Genomic DNA, 17,554 nt, shown 5'->3' on the forward strand with positions numbered 1-17,554 from the left:
CAACGTCAACAAACAGGAATCACCATGGCAAAAACAGTCGGTATTTCAGAAGAAGAACTATACGCACCAGTACACTGGAACGATTGCACAGGTGAATATGAAGATATTCAGTACCATAAATCCGAAGATGGTATCGCAAAAATTACCATCGCCCGCCCTCAGGTACGCAATGCGTTCCGCCCTCAAACCGTAAAAGAAATGATCAATGCGCTAGCGGATGCTCGCTATGACGAAGGCGTTGGCGTGATCATTTTGACAGGGCTTGGCGAAAAGGCTTTCTGCTCGGGTGGTGATCAAAAGATCCGTGGCGATTACGGGGGCTATCAAGACGACTCAGGTACTCATCACCTGAACGTGCTTGATTTCCAGCGCCAGATTCGTACTTGCCCTAAACCAGTTATCGCGGCTGTTGCAGGTTGGGCTGTGGGTGGTGGTCACGTACTGCATATGATGTGTGACTTGACCATTGCCGCAGAAAACGCTCAGTTTGGTCAGACGGGGCCAAAAGTTGGTTCGTTTGATGGCGGCTGGGGTGCCTCATACATGGCTCGAATTGTTGGCCAGAAGAAAGCGCGTGAGATTTGGTTTCTATGCCGTTTCTATGATGCTCAAGAAGCTCTGGATATGGGGCTGGTTAATACAGTTGTGCCACTTGAAGAATTGGAAAAGGAGACCGTTCGCTGGTGTCGTGAAACATTGCAACACAGCCCGATGGCACTGCGTTGCCTGAAAGCTGCACTGAATGCTGATTGTGATGGTCAGGCTGGTCTCCAAGAGTTGGCTGGTAACGCAACCATGATGTTTTACATGACTGAAGAAGGTCAGGAAGGTCGCAATGCGTTTAATGAAAAGCGTCGACCAGACTTTAATAAATTCCCTCGTAATCCTTGATACGCAGTTCGGTTTATAGCGTAAAAAGTAAAGGTGTTTTGCTAAGCGCCTTTAGTTCTCGTTTAAATCGGAAGAATTAAATAAACAACAGCGTATATCAACGATTACAAAACGATTAGAAGGGATATTGGTATGAGAACAGCCAAACTGTATCGCTACGAGCTGCCTATGGATAGCGGAGTGATACTGAGAGAACAAAGGCTCACGGAACGAGAAGGCTTTGTGGTTGTACTAGAAAGTGACGGGGAAGTAGGTCGAGGTGAAATCGCGCCTTTGCCGGGATTTAGTATCGAGAGTATGGACGACGTATACTCTCAGCTCATCGAACAACTGGCCCTGTGGCAGAGTGGCCAAGCACTCGACTATACAGATTTATACCCATCGGTGGCTTTTGGTTTATCTATGGCTCAACTGGAGTTAGCTAATGGTCTTCCTGATACAGGCTGTTACCAAGCTGCGCCACTGTGTTCTGGAGACCCAGATGAACTGTTACCTAAGCTTGATAGCATGCAAGGCCAAAAAGTGGCGAAAATCAAAGTGGGGTTGTATGAACCTGTCCGGGATGGGCTGCTAGTCAGTCTGTTTTTGGAGTCTATTCCGGATCTGACACTAAGATTGGATGCAAATCGTGCTTGGACTGCAGAAAAAGCGCAGCAATTTGCCAAAAAAATTGCCCCTTCTTTGCGCCAACGAATCGCATTCGTCGAAGAGCCGTGTCAGGCTCCGGGTGATAGTTTTTCTTTTGCTATCGATACTGGGATAGCAATTGCTTGGGACGAAACTCTTCAACATGCTATCCGTAAAGATGACTTTAAGCTAGAAGACTTCAACGGCGCCAAAGCCATTATTATCAAGCCAACATTAATTGGTTCTCTAGAGCGCTGCATCGAGCTTATCAATCGTGCTAAAGAGCTAGGTATTAAGCCTGTGATCAGTTCAAGTATTGAATCCAGTTTGGGTCTAACACAATTGGCTCGCTTCGCACAATGGCAGCTACCTGAAGAGATTCCGGGCCTTGATACCATAGGTTTGTTTGCCCAGCAGCTAGAAGTTACTTGGCCTGGCTGTGAGCTTCCGGTGACTTCTCTGTCAGACCAGTCACTAATCTGGCAGTCTTAATGCACAACCAACTCTCTCCTTTGAAACAATGGGCTCAGTTGAGCCCATCTTTGTTAGCCCTGCACCATCAAGAGAGGCAATACAATTGGGCTGAGCTAGCGCAACTTGTGGATGAAGTTTCCGCAAGCCTATCTGCACAGGGGCTAGCGCGCGGCGAGGTGTTGACGTGTGTTGGTAAAAACAGCTTGGATCTATTGTTAGCCTATCTTGCGTGTATGGAGATTGGTGCTGTATGTGCCTTGACCATGCCACAGACCCAAGTGGAGCTAGAAACCAAGTTAACATCACTCTATATGACAGGATCTGAGCGGAAAGTCTGGGTGGCACCACCTAATTTGATGCTTTCTTCCTTGTCGACGATGACGATAGAGCGTGCAGATTTGACGGACTATCCCGCGGGTTATCAAGAAGACAATTTAGCTTCGATTGTATTTACGTCAGGTTCAACAGGAACACCGAAAGCGGTCGCGCACACCTCTGCCCAACACCTTGCTTCTGCATCAGGATTACTGGAAAAATTCACCTTCAAGCAAAGCGATAGCTGGTTGTTAAGTTTGCCTATGTATCATGTCTCTGGGCTGGCGATTATCTATCGCTGGTTGCATGCTGGCGCGACGTTAAAAGTGGGAAGCGGGCTACTTCAAGAAGATATTCGTCACGTGACGCATGCGTCGTTGGTTGCAACACAACTTCAGCGGTTATTGGACAGTAATACGCCACTGGAACTGACTCATGTCTTACTCGGGGGCAGTCACATCCCCGTTTCTCTGAGCCACAAAGCTGAGCAACAGGGGGTTGAAACGTGGCTAGGTTATGGGATGACAGAAGCCGCTTCTACTGTGACGGCTAAGCGGGTGGATAGCGACTATACGGCAGGGAAGGTATTGCCCAAGCGCAGAGTCAAACTTGAGGGGCAGAGGATTTATATCGGTGGTGAAACGCTAGCATCTGGTTATTATCAGCAGGGTGTTCTTGAACCTATCGTGCAAGACACGTGGTTTGATAGTAAAGATCTCGGTGAATGGACAAACGGTGAGCTGAGAATTATTGGCAGAGCAGACAATCTGTTCATCTCAGGTGGCGAAAACATTCACTGCGAAGAGATAGAAGCCGTACTCAACCAGCTCCCAGAAGTCATTCAATCCATCATAGTACCGACTGAAGACATAGAATTTGGACAACGACCTGTCGCAGTCATTCAAAGTCATCAACGTTTAGATATAGAGTGTATCGAGCAGCGTCTCGGTCAGTCCTTAACTCGGTTTAAGTGGCCTGTAGCCTACTATGAGTTGCCGGAGTTTCTTTGCCAGACGGGGATCAAAGTGTCGCGAAAAGCAGTCAAAGATTGGCTTTTAAATCAAATCGATAAATAAAGTGAAGTGCAGCATCGGTGACTAGTCGATCTTGCACTTCAGGGGGATGGTGAAATCACCACATTCTTCTCTGTTAACTGACGAGTGTTTTTTCTTTGGCTGAGCACTAATGCTCAAATTACTGAATTAAGCAATGGCTCGTACGTTAACTCAATCTGTAAATGCGAAAGTCAACTTAGTTGAAATTGATCTTTCATAGTCCAAATCTGAATTTATCAAACTTATAACTCTATCTCATAATGCTTTCGGGAATATGAGTATATGGATATAAGAGGCGTTCATGAAAGCCGTCATTGTGTTGGCAATATTGATTCAGATTCTAGTCGCAGTCCAAAGTGAAGGCTTAGTGCGATCACTGGCTGAGTTATCTGCGTTTCTATTTATCGCCGCTTTGGTCTTAATATACCAACGACAAAAGCGCAGAAAGCTCAAAATAGAGCCTGAAGAACTTTAGCTAAGTGTCAACCATGCCAATGAGCTGGTCGATATGGCAATCCACAGCGTGACACCAAACAGCAATGGCTTAGGCCCAGCAGACTTGAGTTTTTCCACCGAAATTCCGCAACCAATCAAAAACAGACACACCACTAAAGCCCGCTTAGCAACATCAAAGATTCCCTGATAGATCACCTCAAACTGTGGCAACAGATCGCTGACTGCAATGGCGACGCAATAAAACAAGATGAAGTAGGGGATAGTGATTTTCTTCGAATCACTGCGGAATAAAAAGGCACTGAACAACGCAACCGGAATAATCCAAAGAGCTCTTGCTAGTTTTAAGGTTGTCGCGGTGGTGAGTGCTTCATCACCGTAGGCGGATGCCGCACCAACGACGGATGAAGTGTCATGAATGGCAATCGCAGCCCATGTACCGAAAGTATGTTGATCGAGATTCAGCGCATGGCCAATCACAGGGAAGACAAACAGAGCTATAGAATTGAGGACAAATACGGTGGCTAAAGAAAGGCCGATTTGCTCATCGTTTGCTTTGATAGCAGGGGAAACCGCGGCGATAGCACTGCCACCACAGATGGCTGTTCCGGAAGAAATCAGGTACCCCGTCTCTTTATTTAGGCCAATGGCTTTTGCTACCCACCAGCCTATGAATAATGTGCCGATAATGGTGGTAACGATAAGGCCTATGCCATCGGAGGTAACCGCAAGGGCATTTTTGAATTGAATACCAAAGCCCAAGCCGACGATTGAATAAGCCAATAGCTTTTTGGTCACTTTTGCCAGATTAAAATCGTGTGGCACCATGCCCAATGAAGCCAGCAAGAAACCAATCACCAATGCGGTTGGTGAAGTAACCCATGGTGTTAGGCAGATGATCATTGCCAACCAAAATGGCAGTTGCTTTTTAATCGTTGTCATTACACAAAATAGCAATCAAAACAGCTGGTGAGTGTAACTAAAACCAGCCGATAAGTAGATTTGAATGAATTGAACATACGTTCATATTTAGTGAACGTATGTTCGCAAAGTTATTTCCAATCACCTCTGAGCTGAGAGACCTGATGCTGCATTAACTCAGTGGTTGCCGCCGCGGAATCAACAGGTTGGCCTGCTTCTATCTCTAACTTGGACCAGAATCTAGTTGGTAGGCCGCTACAAGCCTTTCCTTTATAGCGACTGAAGAAGCTACCCCACAAACCTTTAATCGCAATCGGGATCACTGGGACAGGACTCCGTTTTAGAATGATGTCCATGCCACGCATAAAGTCATTCATTTCACCATCGCTAGTGAGGCGTCCTTCAGGAAAAATACATACCAAATGGCCTTCTTCTAACGCTTGTTCTATCTCACCAAACGCATTGCGAATGGAGCGTCGGTTGGAAGCAGAGATAGGGATTACTCCCGCGCGCTTAAGAAAACGACGCAAAGGTGGAAGGTTGGCGTAATCTTCTTCCATCACAAAACGAATCAGCCTTGGGCAAACCGCGCTTAGCAGCAAAGCATCCATATAGCTAACGTGATTGCAGACGAGCAACGCTCCGCCTTTTTCAGGTAGGTGGTGTAAGTTTTTGTGTTTAACGCGATACATAGTATGGGTGAGAACCCAAACGATAAAACGCACGGCGAAAATGGGAACTCGTAAGAACAAGGTAATAGCAACCACTAGGTTCATGAGCGCGAGTAATAGGAATAGCTGTGGAATACTCATTTCTATAATCGCTAGACAGATGATACCGAGTACGGCACTGCCCACCATAAACAGTGAGTTATAGATGTTAAGTGCTGCAATCACCTGAGCGCGCTCTGTGACTTTGGCACGCTGCTGCATCAATGCATAGAGCGGAACAATAAACACGCCACCGGATGCTCCCAGCATCAGCAGCGAGATAAATACAGGCCACAGTGGCTGATAAGAGACAAAGTCTGTAAAGGTTTCAAATTCTGGCAGGCTGGTTGGTACAGACGTTGCCATTAAGAACCCAAAGATGGTGATACCTAAGCTGCCCAGCGGGACGATACCGATTTCAATGCGATGGTTGGATAGTTTGTCACAGGCCAAAGAGCCGAAGGCGATGCCGACAGAAAAAAGTGCCAATAGAAACGAGACTGCACTTTCACTGCCATTAAGGTAGATTTTTGTGAAATTGGGGAACTGGGTCAGGTAAGCTGCACCTAAGAACCAGAACCAGCTAATTGCCATCAAGGCTTGGAAGATCGTTTTGTCTGATTTAGCGATGGCGATGGTATTGCGGGTTTGTTTGATCGGCTGCCAGCGGAACTTTAAGTCTGGCGCGCTGGCGGGTGCTTCAGGAATTGAACGACTGGCGAGATAACCAAACACTGCAAACAATACGACGCATCCGGCTGCTACGTATTTGGCGCTTTCGGCTGAAGCAATAATTCCAGCACCTAGCGTACCAAGAAGAATTGCGAGAAACGTACCCGTTTCAACCAGAGCGTTGCCAGGCACCAGCTCTTGGGGTTTTAACTGTTGTGGAAGCAATGCGTATTTGACCGGGCCAAAAAACGCAGATTGTGTCCCCATCAAAAACAGTAGAATAAGAAGAATGATGTAGCTTTCAGTAATAAAGCCGATAGCGCCAAGGCACATGATACCGATTTCAGCGAGCTTTACTTTGCGAATGAACCAAGACTTTTCGTATTTATCGGCTAAAACACCAGCGGACGCGGAAAAAAGGAAGAAGGGAAGAATGAATAGTCCCGCAGCTAGGTTAATAAACAAGTCGCTAGAGATAGGTAGCGCTCCAACTCCAGCAAAAGCAACAAACAACAGTAAAACGTTTTTGAAGATGTTGTCGTTGAAAGCACCAAAAAATTGAGTCACGAAATAGGGCAGAAATCGTCTCTGCCCTAAAAGAGAGGTTTGGCTGTTTGGCATGATTATCCCTGTTCCTTTAGGATGCGATTACCAGTTCGCGATATAGTGAGATAGCAAGTTGTTGATGAGCTCTTTGCCGTCAACTGGCTCAGCTGCGAAGAATTTATCATCGACACTAAGTAGCGTAATTCCATGAACACCTGACCACAGAACGCGGCTTGCTTGCAACACTTCTTTCGATGAGCGATGAGGTGCAAGAACCTGTAGAAGCTGTTCAAGCATGCCAGTCATGTTATCAATACGTTCAGCTTGCCACTCAGGGAGGGTTTCGCCATTCATGTTGTGCTCAAAAATCAGCTGCCAGCGATGAGGGTGGCGCTGAGCAAAATCATGATAGCAGTAGGCTAACTCGTAGAGCGCGGTTTTAGGATCTTGGCTCTGTGAGACGACGACCTTAGCTTCTTCAGCCAGTTCATCGAGAGTCTGGGCAACAGCATGGAGTAGCAGTAAGTTGTAATTGCCAAACACATTGACTAGCGTGCTCGGCACATAACCGATCATATTAGCGACTTTACGTAGGCTTAACTCGTGGTAGGAGTTTTCGCTGAGGAAGTCTTTAACAGTGTCGAGAGTGAGAGCGATGAGCTCTTCACGCGTATGATCGTTTCTACGGGCCATGATAAATTTTCAAAAATGAACAACGTTCAATATTCTAATAAGGGTCTTGGCTAAGCGCAACTGGCGAAGCGCTAATTTGCAATACTTTGATACATGTATTCGACTTTGGCATATTTCATTCTCTAGATACAAAGGCTACTATTGCCCCATAAGTATAATTCTTACCTTATACAGGAAACCCTAAGGAAAAATATGAAACGACTTTTTTCCCTCGTTGCTTTGCTAATGGTCTCTGTTGCTATTACTCCTATCGCAGAAGCGAAGAAGTTTGGTGGCGGTAAGTCATTTGGTAAGAGCTTTAAAACAGCTCCTGCACCAAAGCAGCAACAGCAAAACACAAACACGATTGGTAAAGACCAGGGCGCAAAAACGCAAGGGTCGAGTAAAAAAGGCCTAATGGGCGGATTGCTTGGCGGTCTTTTAGCAGGTGGTCTTTTAGCTGCATTCTTCGGGGGCGCGTTTGAAGGAATCCAGTTCATGGATATCCTGATCATGGGCTTAGTGGCGTTTATCATCTTCAAATTGATGCGCGGTTTGCTTGGCTCGAAGCAGGGCAGTATGAATCAGCAAAGACAGCAGCCTGCATTTGGTGGTTCTGCACCTAAGTTTGAGCAACCGAATGTTCATAACTTCGAGCAACAGCCTCAGTCTGGTAGCCAAGGTGGCTTTGGCTTTGGTGCGCAATCTGATATTCCACACAACTACCCACCGGGTTTTGATAAAGTGGCCTTTATTAATGGCTCTCGTGAGCATTACCGAACTCTTCAAGGCGCATGGAACCACAACCAGCTTGATACGATTGAAGAATATGTTTCTCCAAGTCTGTTTGAAGACCTGAAAGCTGAGCGTGCGAAACTGGAAGGTGAGCAACACACTGATGTTATGTACGTTGATGCAGAAATCGTTCGTGCAGACTATGACGCAAGTAAAGCTCAGCTTAGCTTACAGTTTAGCGGCCGCTACCGTGATGCTGTAGAGAATGTTGAAGAGAACATTGAAGATATCTGGCACCTTGAGCGTGACCTAACGGTACCTAACGCTCCATGGTTGATTGTCGGTATTCAAGGTTAAGCACAATTTTGTAATAAACGCCCAAGCCAAGTGCTTGGGCGTTTTTGTATTGGGCCAAGACTTGATAAGATAATTCGATACAGAACAACAATAGGTAAGTAAAGTGGCTGAATTTAAATATAAAAACCTTTCTCAAGAAGAGCAGGACAAACTCGATGCTGCGGTATTTCGCCGTTTGCTCTCTCACCTTGATGAGAATAAAGACGTGCAGAACATTGATCTGATGATCCTTGCGGGGTTCTGCCGTAACTGTTTCAGTAAATGGTATAAAGCTGAAGCGGAAACTCAGGGCTTAGAGCTGGACATTGATGACGCTCGTGAGCGTGTTTATGGCATGACTTACGATGAGTGGAAGCAGAACCATCAGCCGAAAGCGACACCTGAACAACTCGCCGCTTTCGAAGCACGCCAGAAAAAGAGCTAATCAGAGCTTGCAGCTTATGGCTTAATATGAAAACGCCACTCAGATGAGTGGCGTTTGAGTTTCCAACTGACGTTGTTATTGTTATTTAGATTTGGCCAGTTGCTTCAAACGTCTCTAAATTCGTTAGGTAAGGTTGCAAATCGCCGATGTTTTGTTTTACCCAATCACTATTGTAGTAGGTGTCTAGGTAACGTTCACCACTATCACACAAAAGTGTCACGATAGAGCCTGTTTCACCACGTGCTTTCATTTCACTTGCTATCTGTAGTGCACCGTACAGGTTAGTCCCTGTTGATGCGCCCACTTTACGGCCAAGGATCTTTTCAAGCCAGTGCGCAGTGGCGACTGAAGCGGCATCTGGAATAGTGCGCATCTCGTCAATCACACCCGGAATGAAACTTGGTTCTACGCGAGGTCGACCAATACCTTCGATCTTACTTCCGCAGTTTCCTTTGAGTTCAGGGTTGCCTGTTTTGAAGAAATCATGGAAGACCGAATTTTCTGGGTCAACGACGCAAAGTTTAGTCGAGTGTTGCTGATAGCGAATAAAACGGCCAATGGTCGCGGAAGTCCCCCCCGTGCCCGGGCTCATGACCACCCATTTAGGAATAGGGTTATCTTCAAGCTTCATCTGGCTAAAAATGGAATTGGCAATATTGTTGTTTCCACGCCAGTCTGTCGCACGCTCGGCATAGGTGAACTGGTCCATGTAATGACCATTAAGTTCTTTCGCTAATCGATGCGATTCTGCGTAGATCTGATCTGAGCGATCAACCAAGTGTGCCTGACCACCATAAAACTCAATCTGCTCAATTTTCTTCTTCGCTGTGCACTTCGGCATGACAGCAATAAATGGTAATCCAAGTAGACGAGCAAAATACGCCTCAGAGACAGCGGTGCTGCCTGATGACGACTCAATAATGGTGGTTTCAGGGCCAACCCAGCCATTACAAATCGCGTATAGGAAAAGTGAACGCGCTAGACGGTGCTTTAGAGAACCTGTTGGGTGTGTACTTTCATCTTTGAGGTAAATATCGATCCCTTCCACACTTGGTAAATCCAGTTTGATCAAGTGGGTGTCTGCGGAGCGTTGGAAATCAGCCTCAATTTTTCGAATCGCGTTATTAATCCAGTTGTGATCTGTACACATGGGTATCTCCTTAGCATCGTTATGCTAATAATCTATCTATATAATAGGAGAAATACTTTGCCTAATTGCCTTTAATTTGTTTTATTTGGAGAAAACTTTTCTATCATGAGACGGTGAGTATGGAACTGGATAAAGTAGACCGAAAAATCCTAGCGTTGTTACAACAAGATGGGACTTTGTCGCTCAATGATTTGGCAGAAGCGGTAAACCTGACGACAACACCATGCTGGAAGCGATTGAAAAAGCTGGAAGAATCAGGGGTGATTGAAAAACGGGTCGCTTTGCTCAACCCAGAAAAGCTCGACTTATCTTTTACTGCCTTTGTTTTGGTGAAAACCTGCGATCACTCCCATGAGTGGTATAGTCAGTTTGTGTCTACAGCCTCGGATTTTCCTGAAGTAATGGAGTTCTATCGCATGGCCGGAGAATACGATTACATGATGAAAGTTCAGGTCAAAGATATGCAGTGTTTTGATAACTTTTATAAAAAGCTGGTTAACTCTGTCGCAGGGATATCCAATGTTACCTCAACCTTTGCGATGGAACCGCTCAAATACACAACAGCGTTGCCGATAGGAGAAACGTAAAGAAGTGTATAGACACGTAAAGTCTGGTAAATCAGATTTATAAATTTGGAGGTCTGGCTAATCTCACTAAAAATAATCATAAATAGAGTGAATAAAATGCCAGTCTCAAATCTAGTCTCATATTCCTCGACGGCGGCAATAACGTTGTTGCTGTTTGGTTGCAATAGTGGCGAGGAGGAAAGCTCTGCCACGGCTTTCGGTTCCGGCTCTGACATCACAAATACCTTTTTCACCAATCTTTCCGGTGATTGTCAGCAGTATTTAGGGAATTTTTTTTCTTCAGTTAACGATATTCAGCGGTCGCTACTGTTTACAGGACAAGTGGATATTTCCTCCAGTGGCACTAAGTGTATCGTGCAGTCGAATGCAATTCCCAATCATGACTTTAACGATGCGACTGCGTCATTTGCAACAAATGTGTCGGAGCAGAGTATTGGTTATGAATTCACAGCTTCTCCGAGCGCCGCTTCCAGTGTAACCGAGCTGAGTCTTGGCACATCAGAAGCGATTTTACTTAATGGTGTAAAAGTGGATTTGCTTGCTGCTGCTTGCTATGGCGTTGGAGATGAAAGAACAGGGTATGGTCAGGACCAGATTAACAACCCTTGGCGTTACGATCCTATGTCTTCCTTGAATGGTTTCGGTACTGATATCCACAATGCCCATGTACAACCAACAGGCGAGTATCACTATCATGGTAATCCGGTGGCAATGTTTATTCAGGATTGTGCTGGTGGTGAAGCGTCGCCTGTTATTGGCTTTGCTGCCGATGGTTTCCCAGTATACGGAAGTTGTTTTACTGACAGTTCAACAGGTCAAGTAAGGAAGGCGCTTTCAAGCTATCAACTGAAATCGGGAGCTCGTGTTGATGAAGGAAGCTATACCGCACCAGTTGTGGGAGGTAATGTAGCCAGTAGCAATTACGATGGACAGTTTCGCGGGGATTGGGAATATACGGTCGGGTTGGGGGACCTTGATGAATGTAACGGTATGACGGTAGATGGGCAGTATGGCTACTATGTCACGGACACTTTTCCTTGGGTACTCAACTGTTTTAAAGGCACAACCGATTCGAGTTTTAGTGGTTACAGTGCTGAGCGTTCACACGGGCATTCCCATTAGTAATGACTAACAACTTAAAGTGAGACAAAGAAGCCATTGGCGGCTTCTTTTGTGTGTTTACTTCACAGAAAACTGTTCAAACACCAGATTAGCAACTCGATTGATTACACGGTTACGCTGCGCCATATCAAGCTGAGTTTGCGTAAGGTAGATACTGAGGATGATTGGTTTGCGCTGTGAGTTCCACACTAGTGCAGTGATACCTCTGGAGCCTTGATTACCCGCTCCGGAGCGGTCGGCGATAGACCAGCTTTGAGGTAAAACGGAACGAATCAGAGGATCTGAGACCTTATTGTTTTTCATCCACGTCAGTAGTTGTTGTTGAGGTTCCTGATTCAACCCGTCTTGTAGTAAGAGGGTGTTGAGTAACTCCACCATAGTACTAGGTGACGTGGTATCTCGCTTATCTCCAGGTGTGGCCTGATTGAGCTCTGGTTCAAATCGATCCAGTCGAGTGACCTTGTCGTCGAGACTGCGGACAAACTGTGTAACCTGCTCTGGCCCGCCAATTTGATGCAACACGATATTAGCTGCAGTGTTGTCGCTCATCAGCATAGTCGCTTCACACGCCTTTTCAACAGTGATCTCTTGACCAATCAACTTCTCAGTAATCGGGGACCAAGTCACCAGATCGCTTTCTTTGACCTTGGTTGTGGCATTTAAGTTAAGCTTTTTTTGTTCAGCTAAGTAGAGTGCATTGGCACACATGAGTGTTTTAAATGTGCTCATCATTGGAAAACGATCATCGCCGTGATATTGCCATTGGTTGTGATTTTGTGTGTCGAGTACAGCAACGCCCAAACGACCGCCAGATTGCTGCTCAATCAGAGCTATCTGCTTTGTTAGTGAGTCAGCAAGCACTTGTGTAGAGAAAAGAAACAGAATGAGAGTGAGGAAATTTTTTTTCATCGCGATAAGCTAAACATAATGCATATGCCAGCATCCTAATCCGATGAGATGCTCAGAGTAAACCTGAATTCTCTGAGCATACAGAAATTTTACATTGGGTGTCTTTTTGGGGATTGGTTACTTGGTAAACCTCATCACACCTTCCTGAACAGCAGAAGCCACCAGATGGCCCTGACGATTGTATATTTCGCCTCGAACTAAACCGCGAGTATTACTTGAGGTTGGGCTTTCAATAACGTAAAGCAGCCACTCGTCCATCTTAAAAGGTCGGTGGAACCATATGGAATGGTCGATAGTGGCGACTTGGAAATTAGGCGTCATCAGTGATACACCATGTGGATGCAATGCTGTGACTAGAAAACCCCAATCCGATGCGTAGCCCAGCAGGTATTGATGAATCAGTTGGTTGTCCGGCATCTCCCCGTTAGCTTTAATCCACAGATATTGCTTTGGCTCTTCTTTGTGTGGTTTTAGTGGGTTCACTACCGTCACAGGGCGAGTTTCAATTGGTTTCTCGCCACAGAATGCCACTTTAATTTTCTCTGGCAAAAAGTCCGCGATTCGTTCCGCCAGCTCTGATTCTGAGGCGTAATTCTCTGGCCCAGGAATGTCTGGCATAGTGTTTTGATGCTCAAATCCCGGTGCTTCGCCATGGTAGGAAGCGGTGAGATAGAAAATCGGTCGGCCATTTTGAATCGCTTTGACTCGGCGAGTGCTAAAACTTCTGCCATCACGTAGGTTTTCTACATCATAAACAATCGGCTTTTCTGGATCCCCAGGGTAAAGAAAATAGCTATGGAATGAGTGAACCGTTCGATCATCAGCCACTGTGTATCGAGCAGCAGAGAGCGCCTGACCAATCACTTGCCCACCGTAAACCTGAGGTAGGCCGAGATTCTCACTCTGGCCTCTGAAAAGCCCTTCTTCCAGCTTCTCCAGTTTCAATAATTCCAGAAGTTCGTTGAGTGGCTTACTCATTCCTGTACCTTTAACAATTTAGTCAATATACGTCTATTTTAAGCACAAACTGATAAGTTAAACAGCTATTTGGCCGTTATGTGATAAAAATGACCAACGTGTTTAGGTGAGGGAGCATCACGTGGTTAGGAACATGACAAAGCGAACTCCACTGCATATAATCTTCCGGTATTCCATTGTTTATGTGAGGCTTTATGAAGAAAGCGTTGATGCTGTTTGTTTCCGCTATGTTGGGTATGGCATTGCTTGGTTGCCAGTCTCCGCAGAAAGTTGAAGGGGAAGTGGAAATGACAGCTGTATCAGGCACCGTCGCTTATCGACAATTCATTGCATTGCCTGACAGTGCGCTGGTAACCGTGACGCTGCAAGATATCTCACTCGCGGATGCGCCCGCTACAGTGATAGCAAAACACCGATTTGAAACGGGAGGTACTCAAGTACCTTTTAAGTTTGATTTAGCGTTTGATCCGAGAAAAATAAAGCCGCATCACACTTATAGTGTCAGTGCGCGAATCGAAGTAGACGGTCAACTGCGTTTCATCAGTGATACCGTATATCCAGTGATCACCGATCAGAATCAGACCAGTCACGTTGATTTAGTTTTGGTTGGAGTCAGCCACTAGTATGCAATGTTAGATGGCAGCCTAAGGCTGCCATCTAAACTTTCTCAAGCTCACCTTTCCATCGTTGGTGACTTCAATATCTTCCGCTATCAGCAATTCTCTTTGTCTGACTAAATGCTCACCTTTTAGCGAAATTCTTCCCTGACTATTAATGACCCTAAACCAAGGGAGTTTTGAGTCTTTTGGCAGGTTACCTAAGGCTTTTCCGACATGGCGAGCATAGCCCGGATAACCAGCAAGTTTGGCTATTTCTCCGTAAGTGGTTACTTTTCCACATGGAATTTGGTGAATCACCGCAAAGATTTGCGCTAAAAACTGGTCCATAATGATTTTGTCCTAGTTCGATTTTTCCATGGAAGGGATAAGGAGAGGGCATGGTATTTTCTACATTTCAGTTCTTAGTGACAACCTTGTTGGCTGTTGTTTGTGCTCGGGCTATCAGTCTGAGTGACGGCGACATTCCTGTTTTGGCTTTGATCATTCCTGCGTTATGGATATTTCCGCAAGGGGGTGTTGTTGGGCTTATTCTGATGGCCGCGCTAACGACCTATGGTTTGACGTTGCCTTATCAACCGATTGCACTTTCGATTAGCCAGTGGATATTATTCCCGCTGCTGATGGTGGTATTTTCCAGACGAAGCAGTTTAGGTGTCTTATTGACCGCTGCACTTATCGTGTTGACATTGCAGGTGGGAATTATGGTGACTCAGTCGGGAGGCAAACTCGGTGGAGATCCGATGATTACCGTTGTGCAGACTTTGTCGGTGATTGTGACATGGTGGGCTTCACGCCATTGGCAGTCTAACAACAAACATAGTTGGTGGGCATTGGGGCTGATTCTACCTTTGTGGATGGCTGACTTATCCTACGCGGCATTGGTTGCGCTATGTGTCACGGGAATATTTGCGTCCATGGAAAGCTTGTCTAAGTTAGAAAGCTTCCGTTGGGGGAAACTGCTGTGTTGGACACTCCCTACGGTTGGATTTGCAGCGTTAGTGGTAACGCCAACGGTTGAGGTGCCAAACCCTGTCTTTGTCGTGTGGATTTGCTTGCTGGGTACCGCATGGATGACCGACTACATATTGCGCAGCTCAGATGAGGAAGCCGATTTATAGTTAAAGAAGATAAGTTCATTTTAAAATATGCGCTTGGACAATTTCATTATCTATGCCAGAATTGCGCATATTTTAAACATTACTTATTGTGTGGTTGCACTATAACCACCTCCTAGTCGCACTGTCTTTTTGAACGTTCTCTATGCCAATAAAACGACGCTTCGGCTGGATAGCTGTATTGCTTTTCGCTATCTGGTTTCTGCCCGTCAAAGCCCAGAATCCCAGTTATAAAGTTGCCATGGAAGCAGACGACGTAGTGACGCGTGTTCTGTTTGATGCCGTTGCGTCTAAATTTCAGCTTGATGTTCAATACGTTTATTACCCTAGCTTTGATGCGATCCTCGACTCAGTGAAAGCAGGAGAGAGTGACTTTGCGGCGAACGTGACTTACACGCCAGATAGAGCGCTCTACTTTGATTTCTCTAGCCCAACCAATATTGAGTATACCTACGTCTACAGCGCTACTAATGCGACATTAGATAAACTTCATACCGTCGGTGTACCGAAAGGCACTATATATGGCGAGCTGATCCGCAAGGCTTTTCCTGCGATAGCATTGGTTGAGTATTCTGGTCAGTCTGAAGCTCTACAGTTACTCAAACAAGGAACGGTGGATGGTGTGGTTGATGCTATCAATCAGCTCAAGCCTATGTTGCTTGCGGGGTATGATGCGCAGCTGCTCAATCACCAGCTTTCAATCAAGCCTGTTTCTATCGTTTCACTTAAAGGTGCCCACCACCAATTATTGAAAATGATCGAGCACTATGTACATAGCGCTGAAGTGCAAAAGCTTTTACGCGAATCTATCAACCAATATCAATTTGAGATTCGTCAGCAGGCACTGCGACAAGCGGTACTCAATAGTGGTATCAACTTTAATCGTCCACTCAGAGTTAAAATCGAAAATATCGGTCAGTACGCCACTTACCTAAATGATGGTTCTATAGCAGGTATTACTGCGGATATCGTTCTTCAGGCATGTGACATCCTGATGTTGAACTGTAAGCTCGAAAGCACCGCGGATGAATCCTGGGAGAGCATGTATGGTGACTTGATTGCCAAACGTATTGATGTGCTTTCTCCAATTGCGATTTCTGAAGCCCGCAAAGACTTAGTCTACTACAGTGACCCGTATTATAAGCCTGAAGCGATACTAGTTAAGCGCGAAGGGTACAAAGATAATGTATACAGCAATGTCTCTGAGCTGATTGTTGAACGTATTGGTGTCGTTAAAGATGATTTTTACGAAGAGCTGCTAAGGGGGCTACTTCCTAAGAAGACATTGCTAACGTATGACAGCAGTGAGTCGCAATTGAAGGCGCTTATGAATCATGAAGTCGACTACATTGCGATAAGCCGAGCGAACTTTAATACGCTATTGCGAGAGTCAAAAGATCTACTTCCTTTGACGGAAGACCTATTGATAGGTGGATATTACACCTCAGACATTGCAATAGGGTTTGCCAAAAATCAGGTGGGGGCGTCCTTAGCGCCTTTGTTCAGTCGTGCGTTGAAGATGATCGACACCGAACGAATCGTCAAACGCTATGACTATCGGCCAGACTGGAAAGCCACTCTTCAGGCGGAACAGAGCTTTTCACGCCAGAGTAGGGCTTTGTTTATGTTGGTGTTAGGTTTCTTAGCGATCGTGGCTATATACCTTCACAGCCAGTCAACCACAGATAATCTGACCCGATTGAAAAACCGACGCTCAATGCACCGACGTTTTCGTTCTGGTATCAATGCTCATTACACCTTGCTCTATCTGGATATCAACCGATTCAAGTTTATTAATGATACCTATGGACATGAAATTGGCGACCAAGTCTTAAAAGCCGTAGCGCGCCAAATCGAACTTTATTGGAAAGGAAATAGTTATAGGATTGGGGGGGACGAATTTATATTGATTGGTCAGCCTGAGGAAGTAACTCTAAATGCTCTGATTGATAAGTTATCTTCATTGCACTTTGTTTCCGAAGACCATCAAGTCTCCTTGGATGTGTCTGTTGCGATTGGCATATCATGCCCAAGAGACCGCTTTATGACGCTGCAAGAAGTGCTGAACGAGGCAGACCAAGCTATGTACGATCATAAACGAGAGAAGCATCGCTGTATAATAAGCCGTCAGTCCAATGAGCAAAATGTTGTCCATTTTAGTAAGGGTGGTTAACGACTAATCACTTGGCACAAAATCGAAGGCAATATTAAGAATTTCCCT

18 protein-coding genes are annotated in these 17,554 nt (G+C 45.6%); 11 read left to right on the top strand and 7 right to left on the bottom strand.

The window, feature by feature from the left end; translation table 11 throughout:
- Window positions 1-24 precede the first annotated feature (24 nt).
- The 4 genes from menB to IX95_RS26680 all read left to right on the top strand — a co-directional run bounded on the left by menB (window position 25) and on the right by IX95_RS26680 (window position 3,837).
- The gene (gene menB / locus IX95_RS16625; RefSeq protein WP_019277945.1) at window positions 25-891 is read left to right on the top strand and encodes a 1,4-dihydroxy-2-naphthoyl-CoA synthase; all 867 of its coding nucleotides are present in this window, start codon (window positions 25-27) and stop codon (window positions 889-891) included.
- A gap of 132 nt (window positions 892-1,023) precedes the next feature.
- The gene (gene menC, locus IX95_RS16630; protein WP_038162093.1) at window positions 1,024-2,010 is read left to right on the top strand and encodes an o-succinylbenzoate synthase; all 987 of its coding nucleotides are present in this window, start codon (window positions 1,024-1,026) and stop codon (window positions 2,008-2,010) included.
- Window positions 2,010-3,383, top strand: a complete 1,374-nt coding sequence (menE, locus tag IX95_RS16635; RefSeq protein ID WP_038162096.1) for an o-succinylbenzoate--CoA ligase — start codon at window positions 2,010-2,012, stop codon at window positions 3,381-3,383. Before menC ends, menE begins: the two co-directional genes overlap by 1 nt.
- A 280-nt stretch (window positions 3,384-3,663) precedes the next feature.
- Entirely contained in the window at window positions 3,664-3,837 is a 174-nt protein-coding gene (locus tag IX95_RS26680) for a hypothetical protein (protein WP_006959233.1), read from the top strand.
- Here the strand turns inward: IX95_RS26680 and IX95_RS16640 are convergent.
- The 3 genes from IX95_RS16640 to IX95_RS16650 all read right to left on the bottom strand — a co-directional run bounded on the left by IX95_RS16640 (window position 3,834) and on the right by IX95_RS16650 (window position 7,357).
- Window positions 3,834-4,757 carry a YeiH family protein gene (locus tag IX95_RS16640; protein ID WP_038162098.1) on the bottom strand — a complete coding sequence of 308 codons (924 nt, stop codon included), beginning with the start codon at window positions 4,755-4,757 and terminating at the stop codon, window positions 3,834-3,836. The two genes, IX95_RS26680 and IX95_RS16640, sit on opposite strands and share 4 nt — an antisense overlap.
- A gap of 110 nt (window positions 4,758-4,867) precedes the next feature.
- Window positions 4,868-6,739 (bottom strand): MFS transporter, encoded by a 1,872-nt coding sequence (locus IX95_RS16645; RefSeq protein ID WP_006959231.1) that lies wholly within the window; start codon window positions 6,737-6,739, stop codon window positions 4,868-4,870.
- A gap of 27 nt (window positions 6,740-6,766) precedes the next feature.
- Window positions 6,767-7,357, bottom strand: a complete 591-nt coding sequence (locus tag IX95_RS16650) for a TetR/AcrR family transcriptional regulator (protein WP_006959230.1) — start codon at window positions 7,355-7,357, stop codon at window positions 6,767-6,769.
- 192 nt (window positions 7,358-7,549) lie between these two features.
- On the opposite strand from IX95_RS16650, the gene IX95_RS16655 reads away from it, so the two are divergent.
- The gene (locus IX95_RS16655) at window positions 7,550-8,428 is read left to right on the top strand and encodes a Tim44 domain-containing protein (protein ID WP_019277950.1); all 879 of its coding nucleotides are present in this window, start codon (window positions 7,550-7,552) and stop codon (window positions 8,426-8,428) included.
- Between the two features lie 103 nt (window positions 8,429-8,531).
- Window positions 8,532-8,852, top strand: a complete 321-nt coding sequence (locus IX95_RS16660) for a DUF1244 domain-containing protein (protein ID WP_038162104.1) — start codon at window positions 8,532-8,534, stop codon at window positions 8,850-8,852.
- A gap of 85 nt (window positions 8,853-8,937) precedes the next feature.
- On the opposite strand, the gene IX95_RS16665 is transcribed toward IX95_RS16660, so the two are convergent.
- Window positions 8,938-10,002 carry a PLP-dependent cysteine synthase family protein gene (locus IX95_RS16665; protein ID WP_006959227.1) on the bottom strand — a complete coding sequence of 355 codons (1,065 nt, stop codon included), beginning with the start codon at window positions 10,000-10,002 and terminating at the stop codon, window positions 8,938-8,940.
- 119 nt (window positions 10,003-10,121) lie between these two features.
- Here IX95_RS16665 and IX95_RS16670 point away from each other — a divergent pair, with 119 nt between their 5' ends.
- Entirely contained in the window at window positions 10,122-10,589 is a 468-nt protein-coding gene (locus tag IX95_RS16670) for an Lrp/AsnC family transcriptional regulator (RefSeq protein WP_019277953.1), read from the top strand.
- A 96-nt stretch (window positions 10,590-10,685) separates the two neighbouring features.
- A complete protein-coding gene (locus IX95_RS16675) occupies window positions 10,686-11,711 on the top strand; it encodes a YHYH protein (protein WP_200876941.1) in 1,026 nt (341 codons plus the stop codon).
- 57 nt (window positions 11,712-11,768) lie between these two features.
- On the opposite strand, the gene bla is transcribed toward IX95_RS16675, so the two are convergent.
- Both bla and tesB read right to left on the bottom strand, forming a co-directional pair.
- A complete protein-coding gene (bla, locus tag IX95_RS16680) occupies window positions 11,769-12,620 on the bottom strand; it encodes a class A beta-lactamase (RefSeq protein WP_038162110.1) in 852 nt (283 codons plus the stop codon).
- Between the two features lie 117 nt (window positions 12,621-12,737).
- A complete protein-coding gene (gene tesB / locus IX95_RS16685) occupies window positions 12,738-13,598 on the bottom strand; it encodes an acyl-CoA thioesterase II (protein WP_006959223.1) in 861 nt (286 codons plus the stop codon).
- Between the two features lie 194 nt (window positions 13,599-13,792).
- Here tesB and IX95_RS16690 point away from each other — a divergent pair, with 194 nt between their 5' ends.
- Complete coding sequence (locus tag IX95_RS16690) at window positions 13,793-14,221, top strand: YbaY family lipoprotein (protein WP_038162112.1); 429 nt, start codon at window positions 13,793-13,795, stop codon at window positions 14,219-14,221.
- 21 nt (window positions 14,222-14,242) lie between these two features.
- Here IX95_RS16690 and IX95_RS16695 read toward each other — a convergent pair whose 3' ends face one another.
- Complete coding sequence (locus IX95_RS16695) at window positions 14,243-14,545, bottom strand: MGMT family protein (RefSeq protein WP_019277957.1); 303 nt, start codon at window positions 14,543-14,545, stop codon at window positions 14,243-14,245.
- Between the two features lie 50 nt (window positions 14,546-14,595).
- On the opposite strand from IX95_RS16695, the gene IX95_RS16700 reads away from it, so the two are divergent.
- Both IX95_RS16700 and IX95_RS16705 read left to right on the top strand, forming a co-directional pair.
- Window positions 14,596-15,336, top strand: coding sequence for a hypothetical protein (locus IX95_RS16700; RefSeq protein WP_019277958.1), 741 nt, complete (start codon window positions 14,596-14,598; stop codon window positions 15,334-15,336).
- Between the two features lie 142 nt (window positions 15,337-15,478).
- The gene (locus tag IX95_RS16705; RefSeq protein ID WP_081885442.1) at window positions 15,479-17,506 is read left to right on the top strand and encodes a GGDEF domain-containing protein; all 2,028 of its coding nucleotides are present in this window, start codon (window positions 15,479-15,481) and stop codon (window positions 17,504-17,506) included.
- Window positions 17,507-17,554 lie beyond the last annotated feature (48 nt).

It is taken from the genome of Vibrio sp. B183 (genome assembly GCF_000740665.1).
GTDB classification, from domain to species: Bacteria; Pseudomonadota; Gammaproteobacteria; order Enterobacterales; family Vibrionaceae; genus Vibrio; species Vibrio coralliilyticus.